Origin of the sequence: Colwellia demingiae, from assembly GCF_007954275.1 — a bacterium.
GTDB classification, from domain to species: Bacteria; Pseudomonadota; Gammaproteobacteria; order Enterobacterales; family Alteromonadaceae; genus Colwellia; species Colwellia demingiae.
Genome location: NZ_VOLT01000014.1, coordinates 1 through 20,980 on the forward strand (window position 1 = coordinate 1; position 20,980 = coordinate 20,980).

Genomic DNA, 20,980 nt, shown 5'->3' on the forward strand with positions numbered 1-20,980 from the left:
GCCAACAAGGTGAAAGGTTGATTTCCCAATATCAATTCCAAGAATGTTAATAGTAGACATGATGATTCTCCTCATTTAATAATCTCCCTAAGTGTAGCTTAGGGGAGGCGGACCATCTTATTAGCGCCATACAGTATATATGCTAATGTCCTCTGCCCTTGAATTAAGAGTGAGGGTGCTCTCGCGACAAAAAGTTAGCAATTGAAATTCACGCATCAACGTCTTCTTTTATCAAGAAGAAGACGTTGATGCTAATGACCGCTTTTCAGCTTGAGTTCAAATGGTGAATGCAACGCTATCCTTAATACAAAGGAGCGTAGCTATGAAAAGAAGACCTCGTATTATTTATCAATATCGACATATGCCAGCAAAACATGTTGAGTAACTACACGATTTAAACGAGTAATTACACAACATCAGTTACAGACTTGTTTGATAAAAATAGCTGCTTATTCATTGATAAGTAGCTAAATTTTGAAGAATTCATTTTGAAAGATCAATACGAAAATCTGATCACATTACACACATTCCTCCTGCTCCTCTCTACGATCAGAATCGAGGCTTATAGACTTTACATTGTTGTTTTCTTCCGTGAAAATAACAAAATTCAATGGTTCAGTCATTGCGCCGTTTGAAATTGCTAATTCAATATGCTTATTCATGATTATACCTTATTGTTAATTTTCTTTACGTGAATGATTATTTACTAAGTAAGACTATATGCTTAGTTTTTTAGGTGCTTCAGCTTTAGTATCTACGCTAAAACAAGAGTCACTTATCACAAAAGTCTGTGATAAGTGAGCCATTTTATCGGGGGAAATTCAGATCGCTGTACCGCCTACAGTTGTGTTGCTAATTCCAATCCTTGTTTAATAGCACGCTTCGCATCAAGCTCTGCCGCTACATCTGCCCCACCAATTAAATGATACGGCTTATTCAAGCCTTCCACTAATTCTCTGGCAGGATCTTGACCAGCACAAATAATGATATTATCAACATCGAGAATCTGTCTTTCTCCAGCAATGCTTAAATGCAAACCTGCGTCATCAATTTTGTGGTACTGACAAGACGGAATCATTTTCACTTGCTTGTTTTTAAGACCGGTACGATGGATCCAACCAGTCGTTTTACCTAAGCCTGCGCCCACTTTAGTATCTTTACGTTGGAGTAAAAATACTTCACGCGCTGGTGCTGATACTTGTGCTTTAACACCTTCAATACCAGCACGTGCTTCAAGTGTCATATCAATGCCCCACTCTTTCATATAAGCTTCAATATTCTGACTGGTTCCTTCACCTGAATGAACTAGGTATTCAGAAACATCAAAACCGATACCACCAGCACCAATAACTGCTACTTTTTTTCCTACGTGTTTTTTATGTCTTAACACATCGATATAGTTTAGAACTTTTGCGTGCTCAATACCTTCAATCGGTGGTGTACGTGGTTTAATCCCTGTCGCGATAACTACTTCATCAAAATCACACTCGTTTAGCTCAGCTGCCGTTACTTTGGTGTTTAACTTCACTGTTACGCCTGTTAACTCAAGCTTGCGAGTAAAATAACGAATAGTTTCAGAAAACTCTTCTTTACCCGGTACTTGTTTGGCGATATTAAATTGACCTCCTACTTCACTTGCGCCATCAAAAAGTGTTACCTCATGCCCTGCATCAGCAAGTGCTGTAGAGGCAGACAAGCCTGCTGGCCCTGCGCCGATTACCGCAATTTTTTTAACGGATTTTGTCGGAATAATATTAATTTCTGTTTCAAAACAAGCACGAGGATTGACTAAACAACTAGACATTTCTCCAGAAAACACATGATCTAGACAGGCTTGATTACAACCAATACAGGTATTGATTTCATCACTTCGACCTTGTGCTGCTTTATTAACAAAATCAGCATCCGCTAAGAAAGGACGTGCCATTGAAATCATATCAGCATCACCATTTTGCAATACGGCTTCTGCAACTTCAGGGGTATTAATTCGATTTGACGTGATTACTGGAATGTTAAAGTGTTCTCTATATTTAGCTGTCACCCAAGTAAAGGCTGCACGTGGCACCTTAGTTTGAATAGTAGGTATACGCGCTTCATGCCAACCAATACCGGTATTAATAATTGTTGCGCCAGCTTTTTCAATCGCTTGCCCAAACTGTACTGCCTCTTCAAAAGTACTACCACCTTCAACGAGATCCATCATAGATAAACGGAATATAATAATAAATTTTTCGCCAACCGCTTCACGGATACGACGTACCACATCAACACCAAACTTAATGCGGTTTTCAAATGCACCACCCCACTCATCATCACGTTGATTGGTTCTTAGGGCGGTAAATTGATTAATGAAATAACCTTCTGAGCCCATTACTTCAACACCATCGTAATTAGCTTCTTGCGCTTTTACAGCCAGATCAATAAAGCCTATCAGCTCTTCTTCTATCATTTCAGCGGTAGCAGCTTCAGGCTTAAATGGATTAATTGGGGCTTGAATAGCCGATGGTGCAATAGGCTTTTTATTAAAAGCATAACGACCGGTATGTAATATTTGCATACATATCTTACTGTCATACTTATGTACTTCATCTGTTATAACTCTATGTTTAGCAATGTCTTCTGCTGTTTCAATCATCTTGGTGTCGTGGTGAGTAGCACCGCGCTTAGTTGGACCATAACCACCCGTTACAATAAGACCACAACCACCTTTAGCGCGTTCACCATAGAAGGCAACCATACGTTTAGTACCTTCTGGGTGCTCTTCTAAACCCGTGTGCATGGATCCCATTAACACGCGATTTTTTAGGGTAGTAAAACCAAGATCAAGGGGTTCAAATAATTTTGAAAATTTTTGCTCAGACATTGCTTACTCTCTCTATATAGCTAGTGTGAAATTTCAGGACTTTCACTGATGATGTTAAACAAATTAGGCCAGTAAACTTACACTTCTCAAAGCAAAGTTGACACTGTCAAGTTAACGTACATAAAAGATACACCTTAAATATGACAGTGTCAAGATTGCTTGTTTGAACGATCATTGCTAAATTAGCCCCATGAAAGATATTAATGAAAAATCAACGTATCACCACGGTGATCTTCGCGAAACTTTGCTGGTTGTTGCGACTAAAATGTTGCAAGAAAGTGGTATTAAAGAAGTTTCTTTACGTAAACTTGCATCGCGTGTTGGGGTTTCTAGAACAGCACCCTATCATCACTTTAAAGATAAGAATGCTCTGCTTTGTGGCATGGCAGAAAAGGGGTTTGAACAATTACATCAAATCAATAAAAATGGCTATGAAGATGAAGAATTATCAATAAGAGAACATTTTTATCGTTTTATTCATGATTACATTCAGTTTGCTCACAACAACCCTGATCTTTATGAATTAATGTTTGGCCGTACTATATGGAAAGACAAGAGCAGCACCCAAGAACTTCGAGATTCAGCCTACCCTTGCTTTCAATTTCAAGTGGCAATGACGCAAGAATGGCAAAAAAAAGGGCTATTTAATGTCGATGATAATGCCTTGCGGGCATCGCAAGTATTGTGGGGCACGGTACATGGTATAGCGAAATTATTTATTGATGGTATCTATACGGATAACAGTAAAATTGATGAAATTTGTGACTATGCGGTCAGTATGTTTTTATCAAACTCAAAACAGTAAGAACTCGATATCAGTGATAAATAATACGAATAAAGCTGAGTTCCTCTCAATAATATCCTCAGATATTGCTTTCAAGTAACAACTTAAAGGCAATCGCCAATGTCATCAGTACAATGAAAGGTTTAATCAAAGCCGCGCCGCGGTGAATGACTAAATTCGATCCCAGTCGCGCGCCCACAACTTGTGAAGCAGCCATCGTAATAGCTAAAGCCCAAACAATATGTCCACCCCATAAAAATATAACCATGGAAGTGGTATTAACTATCAACACCATAGGCTTGGTAAAGGCCGTCGCTTTTCGCATGTTAAAACCGCGTAATGAGGCAAATGCAACGGCGAAAAATGAGCCCATTCCTGGGCCAAAAAAGCCACCATACAGCCCGATACCACCACCGATAAGAGGGGCAAATGTTTTCTCTGATATTCTCGGAGGTAAATCTTCATCAGTAATCGTCGGGGAAAACATCATATAAAGCGCTATTACAATGAGTAGATACGGCATCATTATTGATAAATAGTCAGTAGATATCTGCTGTACTAAGTAAGTACCTATCATAGAGCCAACAAAGGCATAACACAGAGCTGGCCTTAGAGCGTGCAAATCAATATAGCCCTTGCGAAAAAAATTAATCGTTGAAGATAGTGTGCCAAAGACACTTTGAAATTTATTTGTCGCTAACGCGTTAAGTGGAGGCAAACCAGCCCACAGCAATACGAGTAAAACAATGGCACCACCTGCCCCAGCAATCGAGCTGATAAAACCTGCAACAAAAGCCACAACGGTCAAGCCAATAAAAAGTGTCAGTGATAATTCGATTTTTAGCTCCCGTCTTATGAAAGACACCTTAACCGCTAACGAAATAAGTTTTTACCCTTACATTGGATCAGGACATCATACTAAGATTCAAATAAAGTACGTAACGATAACAAGCTTAGTATGCTGTATTTATTAGATGATTTATAATGTAAATTTATAATAGTGAATATTGTTCACTCATATAATATGAGCCAAAGTGCATTCATGAGAAAACTACCTTCTTCTGTTACACAGTTAACTTAATTGATCTTAATACACTGAAAAGGTTAATATCTTTCCAGCGTTATTTGGGGACACTCTATGCTTATCTTAGGTATACCCTCATTTCAAAAAAATGGATTTACGAAATGTTGAGAAGAAAATTAATTGTATCTTTGACCTCTATTATTTGCTTTGTAATTATTTATCTAAATTCAGATAGCTACTTATCTGAGAATAAGCCCTTTATTACAAAAGAAACAACAAAACCTACAGAAGAAAGCAATAAGTCATTACCTAAAACAACGATATCAACAATGGATAAAGTCGATAGTTCTGTCGCTATGAATAATGCCGACACAGATGCTTTTGAGTGCTTTCCTGACTTTACTTTCAATAAAAAAACATGGATGGATGATGCTAAGCAATACTTCCAATCTCTTGATGCTGACTTTACCTTTGATGAAGAAGCTCACATGCTTGAGGGCGAACAATATCTACAATCTCTTGATGACCATTTTTCTAAGGCAGACCCTTTAAATTATGCGTTGTTTGCAACACCACCAAAGGGAATAAGTAGATTAGACTTGTTACTTAACTATCATAACCAATTTCAAAGTAACCCTCTCGTTTCTCTGAATTTAATAAATTTATGTAAGCACGCTTCGGATAAAAAATGCACTGTTGATATCGTTAATAATTTAGTATCTTCCGATAGTAATAATGGGGCTATTTGGCTAAATGTTGCATCCTTCTACGCTGCTAGAAATGATGATAAGGGAGTCATGAGTGCTATTAATTCGTTGGAGAAAACAACATTATTTAACGAAAGGTACGCAGAAAATATATTGTTATATGCGCAAGCATTGGAAAACTCAACCTCTAATGATTTTACTGCTAATGTAATAGTTGGAATTGGCAATGCTGCGGCTAATTCTCCTGCATACGGATCTGTAATTCAATGGTGTAAACAGGGAATAGAAGCACCAGGTAAAGCAAATGCCTGCTTAACTCTTGGTCAACAACTGGAAACAAGAAGTACAACATTATTGAGTAATTCAATTGGTCTTGCGCTACAGAACATAGTATTTGAATCACAGAGCAACACCGAAGCAATGCAGTTAGTCGAAAAGAAAAAGAAAAGCTTATATTCTAATATCGATAATGAGCTATTTCAACGAGCCTCAATTATGATGATGCTCGACCAACGGTTACTTCGGAGTTGGTTGAACAATCTAGATTCTCAGGGTGAATTTGAATCACAACGGCTATTAGTCGAAGAAGCTGAAGTCCTATACGAAGAGAATAAAAATCAATTATGCACCGCAATATACAAAATGCTTGACGCCTTCTAATGAAATTAACTTAATTTCACTACACATTTAACAAACAATTTTAGCCCCTTATTGGGGGATAGCTTAATAATCATGGAAGAGTATGCGTTTATCTAAGGTTTTATTAATTTCTTCTTTATCTCTATTTCTTTGCTCATGTGCGGTTATGCCAGAGTTTACTGAGAAGTTTGATAAAAAATGCCAAGCAGTACAAAAAAAGGTAGAACTTACCATTGAAGATGCTGGAATGTTTGGTGAATTAGAATGCCCTAGTAAAGATGACTGTAAAGCTCAATTCTTGGGACAAATGCTAGGATCAGTGATTGTTTTTCCTGTCAGTGCAATAATTTCAGGTTCAATTTCTGTTATTGGAAATTCTATCTATTGGATAAATGAACAAGGGCAATGTGGCGGATAAATTAGGCTAACAAGAAAAAATCAACTTTAAACCTCTCATCGAGGTGTTAACTGCACAGGAGGCTTTGTGAAATACTTTGCATACGGTTCAAACATGTCATTTCTAAGGCTTAAAGAGCGAGTACCAAGTGCCAAAAAACTTGAAATAGTGACGCTTAAACAGCACCAATTACGTTTTAATATGAGTGGTGATGATGATTCTGGAAAGTGTGATTCTTTTCAAACAAATAACAGTGAAGACATAGTCATTAGAGCTCTCTTTGAGATAGACGAAAGTGAAAAAAGCGCTTTAGACCGAGCTGAAAGCTTAGGAGATGGATACGATGAAAAATTAGTCTTTGTTCAAAATAACTCAGGTGAAGTATTTGAAGCATTAACCTACTATGCAATCAAAATAGACGCTTCGTTACAACCTTATTCTTGGTATCTAAATCACGTTATTATTGGCGCAAAAGAAACAAAAGTGCCTACTGATTATCTTGCCGTCATTGAATCTGTTGAATGCATTGAAGACCCAGATAAAAACAGAGACGAAAAACAGCGTGCAATGTACGCTTAAGCAAATCCTCAATGACACCCCACCTTAAGATGACAAGCGCTTTTAAGATTAGATATTCCATGCAATAGATTTTACCAATCATTATCATCAATTTAATCAACTTCAGCGATTACTATTTTTGGTCTAAGATTAAGTTTCTAAACACGTGATATTAGGAAGATATGATGAAAAAGAAACTTACCACTAATGCTGGCTGCCCTGTGGCTAACAACCAAAATATAATGACAGCAGGTCCACGCGGCCCTCAATTACTACAAGACGTTTGGTTTTTGGAAAAACTGGCTCATTTTGATCGTGAAGTCATACCCGAAAGACGTATGCATGCTAAAGGCTCCGGTGCATACGGAACTTTTACCGTTACTCATGATATTACACAATACACAAGAGCAAAAATTTTCTCTGAAGTAGGGAAAAAAACCGAAATGTTTGCTCGATTTACCACTGTTGCGGGTGAACGAGGCGCTGCCGATGCTGAGCGTGATATCAGAGGATTTGCGTTAAAATTTTATACTGAAGAAGGTAACTGGGATTTAGTGGGTAATAACACTCCTGTTTTCTTTTTACGTGATCCGCTAAAATTTCCTGATTTGAACCACGCAGTTAAACGTGATCCTCGTACTAACATGCGTAGTGCTCAAAACAATTGGGATTTCTGGACATCACTGCCAGAAGCCCTACACCAGATAACTATCGTGATGAGTGATAGAGGTCTGCCTGCTACCTACCGTCATATGCATGGCTTTGGTAGTCATACTTTTAGCATGATCAGCGCAGACAATGAGCGCGTATGGGTTAAATTTCATTTTGAATCGAATCAGGGAATAAAGAACTTAACAGATCAAGAAGCCGAAGTTGTTATTGGTCAAAACCGAGAAAGCCATCATGCTGATTTGTATGACGCGCTTGAATCAGGAGACTTTCCATCATGGACCTTAAAAATTCAAGTCATGACTGAAGAGCAAGCAGAAAAGTCACCTTACAATCCTTTTGATTTAACTAAAGTATGGCCACATAAAGATTATCCTTTGATTGAAGTGGGCGTAATGGAGCTAAATAGAAATCCAGAAAACTTTTTTGCTGAAGTAGAGCAATCGGCGTTTAATCCAGCGAGTATAGTGCCAGGGATAAGTTTCTCTCCTGATAAAATGTTACAGGGCCGCCTATTCTCTTATGGTGACGCTCAGCGCTATCGTTTAGGTGTTAATCATCAACAAATACCGGTTAATGCGCCACGTTGTCCTGTACACAGCTACCACCGAGACGGAGCAATGCGAGTTGATGGTAATCATGGCAGTACTATAGGTTATGAGCCAAATACCCAAGGTGAATGGCAAGAGCAGCCAGATTTTTCTGAGCCACCAATGGAATTATCTGGCGCTGCTGCCCACTGGAATCATCGAGAAGATGAAGATTACTTTTCTCAACCGGGTGACTTATTCAGATTAATGGATCACAACCAACAGCAGGCTTTATTTGATAATACAGCTAGATCCGTTGGTGGTGCGAGTATTGATATCCAAAAAAGACATATTTCGCACTGTTTAAAAGCGGATAAAGCCTACGGTGCAGGTGTTGCTAAAGCACTTGGAGTTTCACTAGATAGTATCTAATACCAAATCCATTAAGTTATTTCCCACTCAGCGAGAATTAAAAGGCTTAGAGACAAGGCATTGATTGAAGAGAATGGTTACTCAGGAGAATATGCTCCTGCATTCTCTAATAAGCTGCATCCATGCAGCGTCCTTGTCAAAATCAATAACGCTGTATGTAAGCCTTTTAAACTCGCCCTTAGGAGCTTGTCAGAAAAGCAATAACTGCACAAATTTGTTAGATATAGAATGACTATATCAGCATAAATTTTATTTGTTATAACTTCTCTGACATAGCTCTGAGGTGGAAATAAATTTAATGGAATTGGTATGAATAAATTAACGGTGATTCAGTGATAAGTCTTTATCCCAATCATTAACTGAGTCATCGTTAACTGTATTTAAAACCTATTTAGCCCTTTTTATCATTGACACCAGCCTCTTCCTCCCCCATTGTTCACGATTTACCAGACCTTCGTAAATTTTAGTGAGAATAAATGCCTACTACCTCTGCCAATAAGCAAGAATTACAAGGTTACTTCCTGATGTTAGGTTCGATCCTAATTTTCTCATTGTTGCCCTACTACATACAATTTTTGGCGCCTGTTGATGGTAATACCCTCTTTGCTTTTCGCGTACTGTCTCAGTTAGGATTTGGCTTGTTATTTTTAGCTTTAACGCGGAAATTACTCGCACTTAAGGCTATATTTTCCCAGCCCAAAGAGTTAATGATATTATGCTTAACTTCCCCTTTAATCGCATTACAGTGGTGGATATTTTTTTGGGGACCGGTAAATGGTGAAACGATCAATATCGCTATGGGTTACTTTTTATTACCTATTACCATTAGTTTAACTGGCCGATTTTATTTTAAAGAAAGCTTGAGTCCTTTATTGTGGCTCGCTGTAAGCGCGGCATTAATTGGAGTGAGCGTTGAGCTATATAGAAGCCATTCATTTTCTTGGGTTACGCTGCTTATTTGTTTGGCTTATCCACCCTATTTTATCTTGCGCCGCAAAAGCAAAATACCGACCACAAGTAATTTTGTTGCAGAGAACATTTTTGTCACTCCGGTAGCTTTGTTGCTGCTGTATTTTGCGAACCAACAGCAACTACCCTTTTTACCTTCATTAGATTGGGGAATACTCTTGTTATTAGGCTCAGGTTTATTGGGCACTGTTGCCATGCTATTTTTTGTTTCCGCATCGACACGCTTAAAATTTACAATATTTGGTATGTTAAATTATGGCGAGCCCATATTGATGATGCTGGTCGCGATATTTTTACTTAACGAAACCATTAGCCCAGAACAACTATGGAGCTATGGTTTCTTTGGTATAGCAGTGCTGTTAGTCATTGGCGATAGTTTACTGCGTATACTAATCAGTAGAAGAAGAACATTTGACTAATTATCATTATTATTAAAAAGCAAAAAACCGCTACTTTTGCAGTTAACGGTTTTTTATTAAGGTTATCGAAAAGGTCTATTTAAAGACAAACTGCCTTAATACGGATTTTATCTGTCCAACTAAGAAAACCATGATTTGTTAAATATTCAACGTTAACCATTGAAGTACCGTTCGGGCATTCTAGTAAAAGGTTTTTGTAAGCTTGGTCAACATAGTTAGTGTCGTAAACAAAACCTAGTATATTCTTTTGAGATTTTTCAATCTCAATAATCTTGCCAATCTCAAGTTCATTAGCACTATTACTTCCAACATCTACTTGTGACATATGAACACTACTAGTGCACGCACTAAGCATCGCCACCGTAAATAGCAAAAATAGCTTTTTCATTGCTACACCTCATTACAGTATGCGGATACAATAACTTCTCTTTTGTACATAAGCACATAGCCTGTAGTTTGGTGCTTAGTAAAGACCCCTTCTATTTTACCTGTTGAACATTGCCCTTTAAGCTTATCAATTGCTTCATCAACAAACGCATTGCTAAAGTTTATTCCGATGAAATTCCAACTAGATGAAGTAGTCGTTATAACGTTATTTCTTTGTGCTGGAACTTGTGTCATAGACACGGTATTTAAACCAACGCAACCCGTCAGTGACAGTGCAAGTATTGAAAATAATATGGTGTTCTTTAACATGATGTTTCTTCCTAAGTTTAGTGAGTCTGAGTCGTATTAATACAGTAACCGTTGATGCGTACAACTTCGCCACTTACAGGGCCAACATTGGTTGCTTCGCGAACAGATGTTAATCCGGTTAACTTTTTACTTGGACATGCTTTAATGACCTCAGAGAGGACTTCATCGGCATAAGCGTCGTTATATACAGGGTTACCTGTTTTAGGACCAAAATTACTGATGGCCAAAATAAAAGCGACTAATTCTAAGTCTTCACTGGTTGAGCTTGACTTTGCGACCTCTGACCCTATTTGTGCAGCTTGAGCTGCGTCAAAACCAAATTCATTTACCTTGATTGTAAATGGCGTTAACGTACCTTGAGACTGGTCTATATCACCAATATGAACATGGTGAAGTTGACTACACCCTCCAACAAGTAAAAAGCTGAGTCCAAGAATACTTTTCAATTTTATCGGCATATGTGCCTACCTATTTATTACGTGGATTGATAAAGCGTGACGCTATTATACTTTCAAATGAAATGAGTAGATCTGCTTTATTGTTTAGTAAGTGTCGGAGAAACGTAAGAAACTGTAAGCTTTAAAATAATGATTTGTGGATAGGATTTTCTAAAGTGAAGATGAAGGTGATTTAGCGGATATAAAATGATTATGGTACAGTGTTATCCAAAATATAACTTAAATATCATGAGCATAATAAAATGGAATTATATCACTGCCGCGACTCTCGCTCGGTAAGACCGTTATGGGCACTCGAAGAATTACAGCTTGATTATGAGCTGATTAATATGGAGTTTCCGCCAAGATATAACCATCCAGGTTATTTAGACATTAATCCCTTAGGCACAGTGCCGACTTTTATTGATGGGAAGTTGATCATGACAGAGTCTGCTGCTATCTGTCAGTATTTAGTCGATAAGTATGGCGCGAGTGAAATCGGCTTAACCGTTGAACATCCAGAGTACGGTGAATACCTTAATTGGATACATCGTAGTGATACCACATTCACTTTTCCGCAAGCTTTAATTTTAAGATACGATCGTTATGAAAAACCTGAACGATTACAGCCACAAGTCGTTGAAGATTATAAAAAATGGTTGTCATCACGGTTGAGTAGCGTTGAAGTTGCGCTTCAAAGCAGTGATTACCTTTGTGCTGGTAAATTTACGATAGCTGATATTTGCGTTGGTTATGCGCTTTTTCTCGCTCACAAAACAGATAACGATAAAAATTTCGGGCCACATACTCGCGACTATTTAAAAAGACTAATGGCTCGTGATGGGTTTAAAGTAGCAATGAATCAACAAGAAGGTCTTGCGCCAATTTTCTAATGATTACAGCAGCACTGTTTATTGTGACGTTCGGTGTGCTTTTCATTTAGAACATAATCAGCGCAAATTGCTTTATCAGTAATTTGCGCTATTTTTGGGCCAATTGATTTAGTTGGTTTAGTTAATAACCTAATGAGTTATTTTGCTGCTTCTGTAGCTGCAGCGCTGGCAGCAGTAGCTTTTCTCATTGCTGCTTTAATTTCTTTAATATCACAACCATCAAGCAGTAATAATACATCTGCTATAGAGCTACGCAGTTCAGTACTTTCTTTAAGTGCTTTTTTATTTTGTATATGCGATATCGATTCTCGATTCATCACAGTATCCAGTAATTTCTTCAATCCGTCTTCGTCATCAATATCTAATGGCGGTAGCGGATTAGTTGCGACTTCATTATATGCATTATAAATAAGAGTGAGTGCTTCTTGAGATTCTTTTAATCTTTGCATTTTTTATTCTTATTAAATTGAATAGTCATTTTAGATTACATCAATAAAACACTTTGTCTATAAGATATTGAACAATATTGAAATAACCTTCTTTCAATAGAATTAGGCAATTAGATTTAACTAAATAGGATAACCATACGTTTTAAAATAAAAAAGCCTCTACATTGCTGTAGAAGCTTTCTTTTTCGTCTGTGAGATGGTCGTTTAAATCAACTCAAATCCATTGGCTTTATTAGGGTAAGACAGTATCCCTAACACAGCTGAAATAGCGTTCATTTTCATTAACTGATACTTCCCCCTCAAGCCCCTTCCGTAGATCAAAAACTTTAAAACTCCCTTCTACATCACTAGATTCAGATGTCCAAAAATACTCACCAACTGACCATTTCTGTTCAGTATATAATTGGTAATCCTCATCATCACTATTATCATATCTTGTCCATAAAGACATCAACTCACTAGAGGTGGGTAATCTATAATCATCATGCCTATTGTAAACTAAGTTAGCACATTCTGTTGTTGCACTTATCTGAGTTAATATAATAAAATCAACACCCTCTGGCCCGCTTACACCATCCTCAGGAAGTCGTTGATAAGTGCTAGAAGACATACCTAAGAGGGCTGCATCCGTCACAGAAAATGGACTAACAAAACTTAAACCTCCAGCACTTAGCACTTTAACCGCAGCTACGTTAGTGTATGTTATATCGCTGTTATAAAAACCATCAACAAGAACATTAACCTCAAGCTGTTTAGTAATCGCTCTAGTATTTTCAAAGTCGTTTTTAATAATTCCTGAATTTCCTATAGAAACGCCATCATCATAATTAGAATTATCGTCATCACTTAAACTCCAGCTGATACCCTTTTTACCATTTAAAATATGCATTTCACCATCAGTATATAAACCAGTGGCAATAAAGAGGCGCGACTCACCGGGCGCAAGAAGCAAATCTTTTGGTGTTATAACAATAGTTGCAGTTAGTTCAGCCTCTGTAATTACAAAAAATTCAGTATCAAAGATACTGTCATCTTCCGTAGTCACCCGAATCTCTGCAGTACCATTATCTACAGGCGTTAATAAGCCATTATTATCTATTTTAGCAACGTCTTCATTTAAGCTTTCCCAGTTTACACTTTCTTCTTTCGCAATATCTCTCTCAGTACCATCTGAGAATAAACCTGTTGCAATTAAATTTTTATTTAAACCCATAGGATATGTGACTTCTTGTGGTTTGATAACTACCGACACAAGAAGTGCATCTGTAACAGTTACTGCAATGGCATTACTTGTTTTTAAGTCTAAAGTCGCTGTTACATCTTCTATGCTAGGTTCAATCCCCTCAAATGTCCCGTTAGGAACACTCGGATTCAATTTGACAGAATTAGTTGAATGCCAAGTGACATCATTGGTGACAATCACCTTCGAGTCATCTGTATAGGTTGCTTCAGCAGTAAAGGAAAGTTTATAACCATCCACAACACTTGTCTGACCTTCGACTGGCGAAATAGCTATACTCACTAAACTCTCATCAGTAACAGTTAATTCTGTAGAGCTTGATAAGCCTTGAAAAGTTACCGATATAGTAGTTTCACCTTTCTTTTGTGTATCTGCTAGACCAGTTATGCTATCAATTTCAGCAATATCAGTAAATTCACTGTCCCAATGCATTTCGCTGTTATTTGCTAAGTTATCTTCAGTTCCATTACTATAAATACCAACAGCTGTGTACTGCACATTCAAACCATTAGGTACAGTATTGTCGACTGAATATATCTTAATTCCAACTAGCGAAGCTTCTGTAATGGTAATTGAAATAGATCCTGTCACAGGTTGATCATCAGAACCATTACTCCCCGAATAACTTGCATAAATTATTGTAGTACCTGGTGATACGCCAGTAACCAGGCCTGTATAATCAACGGTCGCAATCTTATCATCCTGGCTTGTCCATATAGAGTTACCACTCGATGCGGTGAGCTCTTCACCGGTAGAATATATTGCTATTCCCTCTACGAGTTGGCTTTCACCATCGGCAAAAGTAGTTTGAGTTGCAGTAAGCTGAACCTCGGTAACATAATAGGGATCACTATCACTTCCACAGGCGGTGATGACAGATAAAAGAGTAATTAAGAGCAGGCACCTTAATTGATTAATAAAGTTAAACATAAAAAATTGCTTCCTTGTAAGTTGTGTTATTAGATAACGAATAGACGAGATTGAAGTTTTATCTCGTAGAAAAGCTGAAATATAGTTCGATTATTTTAGCAACAATAAATTGACTAGAATATGCACTTTCCGAAAATCTGGTATGCTTTTAAAAAAATTTTAGATGAATTTGTAAATTGATTTTTGATGATTCGATGAAAAAAAAGTTAAGCACTTTAAATAGTAAAATCCTCCAGAACTAGTTTTCTTTATGGAGCAGGAGGAGTTAAAGGAATATGAATACTGGTGTTACTCTATACAATCACCATTAAAATTTAATGGGTTACAGCGTGTTGAAGGCTGAGTTATAAAATGTCATGCTCAGCTTCAGCCATCTATTAGTAAATTATGTTCGAACTTTATAAAATACAACTAAGTGAACTTAAATTATGATCAACCAGATAAAGCCCTATCTTATACAAGCACTGCTTAGTGAATTTATAATCGATAAAAAACGTAAATACGCTGATAAAAAACGCATTAAAAATAACTTAACTCATCAGGTCACTGTTTATCTTGCCATAGATGATCCCTACAGCTATTTATTATTACAAACACTCGCTGAATTAAAGGACAGATATTCATTAGAGTATGATTTTAGAACTGTGCTTAACAAGCCAACAGAAATGTACCCTGCTCCAGAAATGTGGACAGACAATGCATTTCAAGATGGTGTGTTTTTAGCTGAGTTATACCAACTCGCTTTTCCAGCGCAGCCTCCTAAAATTAGTCAACAACAAAAATTGATTGCAACAGCTCAGCTATTACACTATGAACTCCAACCGAGATATTTAGCCAAAGCACTCGAAATATTTTCGAGCTATTGGCAAGAAGACAATGACACATTAGCATCATTGATTGACCCCGTTATCCAGAGTCACAGTGAATGTTATCAGCAACATTTACTCAGTAACGAAGCAATGTTAAAGCAACATGGACATTATCAATCGGCCATGCTGCATTATGGCGGTGAGTGGTATTGGGGAATCGATCGATTACAATATTTAGAAAAACGTTTAAATGATTTACACCCGTCTGCTGATAAAAAAATACTTTTTAACCAAACACATAATATCCTGCAATCAGATAATACATTACCCGTTGCCAATGATGAAAAATCGCCTTTAGTTATATATTGGTCAATACGCAGTCCTTATTCATATCTTGGTTTGTTACGAGCAAAACGTTTAGCGGCTCATTTTCAAGTTCCACTTGTGATTAAGCCAATATTACCTATGGTGATGCGACGTATGTTGGTACCAAAAACCAAACGTATGTACATTTTACAAGATGTAAATCGTGAAGCAGCAGCCCTTGATATACCCTTTGGAAAAGTAGCAGATCCGTTAGGAAAAGGCGTAGAACGCTGCTATGCACTGTTTGAATACGCTAACGCTAAACAGTTAGGTGTTGAATTTTTATTAACCTACGCACAAGCCGTTTGGTCAAAAGGGATATGTTCTGAAACTGATGCAGGATTAAAGCATATTGTTGAAATGTCAGGTCTTAACTGGTTTGAAGCGAAACAATATCTCGACGACAATAGCTGGAAGACTTGGGCGCAAAACAACTTATTCGCCTTATATCAGCACAATAAATGGGGAGTCCCTAGTTTCAGTTACGAAAATACTACGGTATTTGGGCAAGACAGATTATTACAAATACAACACGCGATTGCATCTTCACATCAGAAAAGTTAACGCTAATAATAAGGCTATTAGCGTTAACAGCATCACTGCCAGCTTTTAATACTGTGATATCAGCTCATGTGCTGTTGTTGTCGCTTTAACGACTTGTTTTTAGTTATTGATTCCGTCTGCTCAACCGCATAAAGATTGAGTCCATTAAAGAGACTTTTTAATTGCGTTGCATCATAGTCTAATTCTATCTTTGCAATAACAAGCTGATGTTTTTCAGGAAATAACGCTTCTACTGATTGCGAAATTAGCTCAAATAACTTTTTCAGGCTAATTTTATGGATTTGCCCCGTTTTGTTAAAAATCCACTCGGTAATCGCCATAAAATCATCAAACGGTTTATCAGACAATATATGAGGTAAAGCGTACTTAAAACGCCCTGAATTACCTATCATGTCCCAATATCGCGCAAAGCGATTAATACGTTGCATCGTGGTAAAGCTCACCCTGTCAGTACTTAATATATTAAAAGGTGGCAATGGGTTAAAACGCAGGTCAAATGCTTCTGTATGCCTTATTATTGGACTACCTTTTAACCGTTTCAATATACCCATTTGAATTTCATGTGGGCGACAATGATAGAGTTGATTGAAGCTATCTTTAAACGTATCGAAGGTTTCGCCTGGTAAACCAAAAATGAGATCAGCATGAATATGTGCAGAAGTATTATCCCTTAACCACAGTAAATTTTCTTTTGACTTAGCGTTATTTTGCTTACGACTAATATTAGCTTGAACCTCAATATTAAAGGTTTGTATGCCTATTTCAAATTGTAAACTGCCCTCAGGAAACTGCGCTAACAATTCTTTTAATTTTCTCGGCAGGTGATCGGGTACCACTTCAAAATGCAGGTAGAGATCGTCAGTCATTCGGTCTAAGAAAAATTGCATTATTTGCATGGTGGTTTTAATGTTTAAATTAAAGGTTCTATCGATAAATTTAAAATTTCTGGCACCACGTTGATAGAGGATTTCCATTTGCTCAAGAAATGACGTTAACTCAAATGGTGTGGATGATTTGTCTAAAGACGATAAACAAAATTCACATTTAAATGGACAACCACGTGACGCTTCAACATACAGCAGGCGGTGTTTTAAATCTTCATCGGTATAATACTCATAAGGCAATGCGATGTCTTCTAACGGAACGGGCTTTGAGTTTAGAATTTTTTTGTCGGGTGGCGTTTCATTAATAATATCTTTACAGAGTTGATAAAAACTGACATCTGCCGGGCCCGTTAATACATAATCTGCACAGCCAACTATAGCTTGCTGCTCAGTTTCATAACTGACTTCAGGTCCGCCTAAAACAATTTTAATTTCTGGTGCGATCACTTTTAATAAGTTAACAACATCGGTGGTTTCAACGATGTTCCAGATATAAACACCAAAACCAATAATATCGGGTTTTGATGCTAAAATTTGTTCAACAATATCAATGGCGCGAGTTTGAATAATAAACTCTTTTATTTCACAAAATTCCTGTAACTCTTTTAAATTAGCGTAAAGATAACGTAAACCAAAACTGGTGTGAAAGTATTTTGCGTTAAGTGTGGCAAGCACAATCTTAGGCGAGACTTTATCAATTTTATGACTGCTCTGATCAGTAACAGACTCTGCTTTTACTGAATCTAGCGTATTGTCTTGCGTTAGAGGAATCTGCGTAACGGTCAGTTCGGGATAGTTTTGTTGCTCTGCCATACTGGGTTTTAAATGCCTTTATTAAATATCTTTGATGATAGTGCCGTAATTATACTGCGATTAATGACGTTATTCAGCAATATTGTTTGTGAAAGCCAAAAGAGCTGATTATATTAAATTTTCTATCTATAAGGGGCTAACAGACTGTTGGCTACATAATAAAGTGAAACGGTGGACACTCAAATTTTATGTTTAATTGTGTTGTTAATTTTAGCCATTAAATTGGTAAAATTTTAATGATAATTCTGATGCCATTTTATCTTGCCCTTTAATTCTTAAGACCTCGATTATACATTCGATGGTGCATAGACCACCTTTAGGTTGATTGGCCCTAAGTTTGTATAAAGAATCACTTTCTGTTTTCAAAGTGAATTGTGGTGCATTTTTTAAATAAGCGCTCTGATTAAAAATCTTTTTTGCTTCCTGCCACGTGCTATCAATAATAATGATATTTTCATATTCTTCAATTATTGCCGATGATTCAGCCGACGATACTTCCGATGATGATTCTCCCTGCGAATATAATAATACCGCCTCATTATTTTCTATTAATCTAGTAAGGTCTTTATCAGGATTCACTCTTTCCCAAAGTATACGTTCAACAATATCATTAGAATCTTCAACAGCAAGAGAGCCGGTATTAGTTCCTCTATGCAATTCACGTTCATGGGTAAGTAAAAATATTTTCATTTTTATGTATTGTTTCGCTTTAAATTATTGTTGTCAGGCTTGCTCGCCAAATCTGAAGATGGTTAGGGTAAGCGGCTAAGGATAAAAAGCCAACTGTATTTATACATAACAAATAATTAATCTTATTTTCAGTCTGTTGTTAGCGCGAAAGTGAGAAAAGTATTGCACTATTCACGAGTCGTACTACGACAAAGTCTAAAAGGTTATATAAATCGTATAACAGAAAAGTCAGCTGATCTTTCGCTTAGCCGCGTTTTTTAACGTAACAGAAATAATGGGACGAGTATGGGTAATGGCTTTATTCGATATAATTACCATTAACTAATTATTATAGAAACTAAAGCTAAAAGACTAACTTAGATTGAAGGTCAACAGGTTCATTTTTTCCACAAAGAATACCTTTGGCTTTGAAGCGCTAACGCCTGCTTCTCGCTAAAATATGACATTGATGCATGAGTTTTAATTACTACTTTTTTCTTGCAATAGCGACTCTCAATTTACGGCACGAAGCAGGTTAACTTACGACTACATTCATAGAGATTACTATGATATGTTTAGCTTTTACGGTTGGTCAGTAAAATACCTAAAGCAACAATGCTTGCCCCTAACAACGTAGTTTCTTCAATCGTTTCACCAAATAAAAGATAAGCACTAACTGCCGCAGAAACTGGGACTAAATAAAATACGCTTGCGACTCTGCTTACTTCTCCCTGCCGGATCATTATATAAAGTAAACTCAGCGCCCCTAGTGATACTCCAACGATCATATAAACTAGCGATATGATAAACTCACTTTCCAAGTAACCTTAAAGCTTTCAAAAAACGGTAACAGCGCTAAGCATATGAAGCCAGAAACCAGAGACTGAATCGCACCTCCATAAAATAGCTCCATTTTTGCGCAATAACGCTTCTGATAAATATTTCCAAAGGTAACACCGAGCAAGGCAAGTACGGACATACTTATAGCAACCCAACTGAAAGAAGTAGCTTCAATTAAATTACTTACCACGACGGCTACTCCTAAAAATCCAAAGAACAGCCCAAACCATTGGGCTAAGTTAAGTCGTTAATCAACGGCGGTAAAATTCGCTTTAATCCAATCTTCATTTATAAATAGATTTATTCGGTAATTCATAGCTCTTGCAGCCAAATTGAAATAGATTGACCTATTTCAACGGGCTTATCTTCTTGAATGAAATGGGTAGCCTTCCCGATATATTTAGTTTGTAGATTAGTAATATTCTTTTGATACCAAGGGATTAAATCAGCTGTTATTAGTGTACCTGGATCACAATAGAGCAATAACATGGGTAGTGTTGTGCTTTGAATAAAATGCTGAATATTGGCCATTAATTCAACATTCCTTATCGGCTCTCCTTCAATTGGCAACTCTGTTGGCCAAGTTAGTAATGCTATTCTATCTTTTTCCTTAATAAATGGTTTTCGATAATGCTCCCAAGTTTTCTCATCTAATTGTCGATTAATGAAGTGTGGTAAAGTGCTTTCAATAAAGAAATTTTGCTTAATAATCATTTCTTTTCCTTGCTCAGGGTCTTTAAAAGATCTAAACAAGTCTCCAATATCTACCCCCATACCATCAAACGTTTTTTCAGGAAATTTTGGAGGTAAAACACCTTCCATAAAGCAAATAGCCTTAATTATTTTTGTCTGCTTTCGTGCAAGTTCAAAGCCTAATGCGGCACCCCAATCGTGTAGGACGAGCGTTATATTTTCAAGTTTTAACGCACTAATGAACTTCTCTAATATCAGCATGTTTTGCTGAAAGTTAACTGGCTCACTTGGTTTGTCTGACTTGCCCATACCAATAAGATCAAATGCTATTGCTCTTTGATTATTCGAAACAAAGGGGATTATGTTTCGCCATAAATAACTAGAGGTAGGGCATCCATGAATAAATAACACAATTTCACCGTGACCTTCTTCAACGTAGTGTATTTTTCTTCCATCTATTTCAAGGTATTTTGATTCAAAGTTAAAAGTAGATGAAATTTCAGCGATATCGCTCTCTGTCTTTTTTTGTCTAGTTGTCTTTCTCATATTTTACTCATTGTTATTAATCTTTATTTTGTACGGACTGTACAATATAAAGATTACCACCTTTTGTACAAGAAGTACAAAACAGTGTTAAACTAAGATAAGAATATAACTTTACCAACATAACTGATAATTAATTTATTAAGCTTATTACTATGATTTG

Annotated in this window: 20 protein-coding genes; 8 read left to right on the top strand and 12 right to left on the bottom strand. The window is 37.0% G+C overall.

Annotation, left to right across the window (positions count from 1 at the left end; translation table 11 throughout):
* Positions 1 to 518: 518 nt before the first annotated feature.
* On the bottom strand, positions 519 to 662 hold the full coding sequence (locus tag ESZ36_RS22605; protein WP_170235901.1) for a hypothetical protein: 144 nt from the start codon (positions 660 to 662) through the stop codon (positions 519 to 521).
* A gap of 176 nt (positions 663 to 838) precedes the next feature.
* Positions 839 to 2,863 carry an NADPH-dependent 2,4-dienoyl-CoA reductase gene (locus tag ESZ36_RS20100; RefSeq protein ID WP_146791185.1) on the bottom strand — a complete coding sequence of 675 codons (2,025 nt, stop codon included), beginning with the start codon at positions 2,861 to 2,863 and terminating at the stop codon, positions 839 to 841.
* A gap of 190 nt (positions 2,864 to 3,053) precedes the next feature.
* Here ESZ36_RS20100 and ESZ36_RS20105 point away from each other — a divergent pair, with 190 nt between their 5' ends.
* Positions 3,054 to 3,668: a TetR/AcrR family transcriptional regulator gene (locus ESZ36_RS20105; RefSeq protein ID WP_146791187.1), complete on the top strand. Its 615-nt coding sequence runs from the start codon at positions 3,054 to 3,056 to the stop codon at positions 3,666 to 3,668.
* A gap of 58 nt (positions 3,669 to 3,726) precedes the next feature.
* On the opposite strand, the gene ESZ36_RS20110 is transcribed toward ESZ36_RS20105, so the two are convergent.
* Positions 3,727 to 4,512, bottom strand: coding sequence for a TSUP family transporter (locus tag ESZ36_RS20110; protein ID WP_246129184.1), 786 nt, complete (start codon positions 4,510 to 4,512; stop codon positions 3,727 to 3,729).
* 320 nt (positions 4,513 to 4,832) lie between these two features.
* Here ESZ36_RS20110 and ESZ36_RS20115 point away from each other — a divergent pair, with 320 nt between their 5' ends.
* The 5 genes from ESZ36_RS20115 (at position 4,833) to rarD (ending at position 9,991) form a co-directional block, all read left to right on the top strand.
* On the top strand, positions 4,833 to 6,038 hold the full coding sequence (locus tag ESZ36_RS20115; RefSeq protein ID WP_146791189.1) for a hypothetical protein: 1,206 nt from the start codon (positions 4,833 to 4,835) through the stop codon (positions 6,036 to 6,038).
* An 82-nt stretch (positions 6,039 to 6,120) separates the two neighbouring features.
* The gene (locus ESZ36_RS20120) at positions 6,121 to 6,435 is read left to right on the top strand and encodes a hypothetical protein (RefSeq protein ID WP_146791191.1); all 315 of its coding nucleotides are present in this window, start codon (positions 6,121 to 6,123) and stop codon (positions 6,433 to 6,435) included.
* A gap of 66 nt (positions 6,436 to 6,501) precedes the next feature.
* Positions 6,502 to 6,993: a gamma-glutamylcyclotransferase family protein gene (locus tag ESZ36_RS20125; RefSeq protein ID WP_146791193.1), complete on the top strand. Its 492-nt coding sequence runs from the start codon at positions 6,502 to 6,504 to the stop codon at positions 6,991 to 6,993.
* 164 nt (positions 6,994 to 7,157) lie between these two features.
* On the top strand, positions 7,158 to 8,603 hold the full coding sequence (locus tag ESZ36_RS20130; RefSeq protein WP_146791360.1) for a catalase: 1,446 nt from the start codon (positions 7,158 to 7,160) through the stop codon (positions 8,601 to 8,603).
* 476 nt (positions 8,604 to 9,079) lie between these two features.
* On the top strand, positions 9,080 to 9,991 hold the full coding sequence (rarD, locus tag ESZ36_RS20135) for an EamA family transporter RarD (protein WP_146791195.1): 912 nt from the start codon (positions 9,080 to 9,082) through the stop codon (positions 9,989 to 9,991).
* A gap of 79 nt (positions 9,992 to 10,070) precedes the next feature.
* Here the strand turns inward: rarD and ESZ36_RS20140 are convergent, their stop codons facing one another.
* Genes ESZ36_RS20140 through ESZ36_RS20150 form a run of 3 tightly spaced genes read right to left on the bottom strand, consistent with a single transcriptional unit; the run spans position 10,071 to position 11,145 of the window.
* On the bottom strand, positions 10,071 to 10,379 hold the full coding sequence (locus tag ESZ36_RS20140; RefSeq protein ID WP_146791197.1) for a hypothetical protein: 309 nt from the start codon (positions 10,377 to 10,379) through the stop codon (positions 10,071 to 10,073).
* 2 nt (positions 10,380 to 10,381) lie between these two features.
* Complete coding sequence (locus ESZ36_RS20145) at positions 10,382 to 10,687, bottom strand: hypothetical protein (protein ID WP_146791199.1); 306 nt, start codon at positions 10,685 to 10,687, stop codon at positions 10,382 to 10,384.
* Positions 10,688 to 10,704: 17 nt separating this feature from the next.
* Positions 10,705 to 11,145: a hypothetical protein gene (locus ESZ36_RS20150; RefSeq protein ID WP_146791201.1), complete on the bottom strand. Its 441-nt coding sequence runs from the start codon at positions 11,143 to 11,145 to the stop codon at positions 10,705 to 10,707.
* Between the two features lie 242 nt (positions 11,146 to 11,387).
* On the opposite strand from ESZ36_RS20150, the gene ESZ36_RS20155 reads away from it, so the two are divergent.
* Complete coding sequence (locus ESZ36_RS20155) at positions 11,388 to 12,017, top strand: glutathione S-transferase family protein (protein ID WP_146791203.1); 630 nt, start codon at positions 11,388 to 11,390, stop codon at positions 12,015 to 12,017.
* Between the two features lie 137 nt (positions 12,018 to 12,154).
* On the opposite strand, the gene ESZ36_RS20160 is transcribed toward ESZ36_RS20155, so the two are convergent.
* On the bottom strand, positions 12,155 to 12,466 hold the full coding sequence (locus tag ESZ36_RS20160; RefSeq protein ID WP_146791205.1) for a hypothetical protein: 312 nt from the start codon (positions 12,464 to 12,466) through the stop codon (positions 12,155 to 12,157).
* 232 nt (positions 12,467 to 12,698) lie between these two features.
* Complete coding sequence (locus ESZ36_RS20165; RefSeq protein ID WP_146791207.1) at positions 12,699 to 14,636, bottom strand: Ig-like domain-containing protein; 1,938 nt, start codon at positions 14,634 to 14,636, stop codon at positions 12,699 to 12,701.
* 428 nt (positions 14,637 to 15,064) lie between these two features.
* On the opposite strand from ESZ36_RS20165, the gene ESZ36_RS20170 reads away from it, so the two are divergent.
* The gene (locus ESZ36_RS20170; RefSeq protein ID WP_146791209.1) at positions 15,065 to 16,375 is read left to right on the top strand and encodes a DsbA family protein; all 1,311 of its coding nucleotides are present in this window, start codon (positions 15,065 to 15,067) and stop codon (positions 16,373 to 16,375) included.
* Positions 16,376 to 16,434: 59 nt separating this feature from the next.
* Here ESZ36_RS20170 and ESZ36_RS20175 read toward each other — a convergent pair whose 3' ends face one another.
* The 4 genes from ESZ36_RS20175 to ESZ36_RS20190 form a co-directional block, all read right to left on the bottom strand.
* Positions 16,435 to 18,072: a B12-binding domain-containing radical SAM protein gene (locus ESZ36_RS20175; RefSeq protein WP_146791211.1), complete on the bottom strand. Its 1,638-nt coding sequence runs from the start codon at positions 18,070 to 18,072 to the stop codon at positions 16,435 to 16,437.
* 210 nt (positions 18,073 to 18,282) lie between these two features.
* Entirely contained in the window at positions 18,283 to 18,762 is a 480-nt protein-coding gene (locus ESZ36_RS20180) for a tRNA-uridine aminocarboxypropyltransferase (protein ID WP_146791213.1), read from the bottom strand.
* Between the two features lie 554 nt (positions 18,763 to 19,316).
* Positions 19,317 to 19,562: a DMT family transporter gene (locus ESZ36_RS20185; protein ID WP_281285056.1), complete on the bottom strand. Its 246-nt coding sequence runs from the start codon at positions 19,560 to 19,562 to the stop codon at positions 19,317 to 19,319.
* Between the two features lie 331 nt (positions 19,563 to 19,893).
* A complete protein-coding gene (locus ESZ36_RS20190; RefSeq protein WP_146791217.1) occupies positions 19,894 to 20,820 on the bottom strand; it encodes a haloalkane dehalogenase in 927 nt (308 codons plus the stop codon).
* Positions 20,821 to 20,980 lie beyond the last annotated feature (160 nt).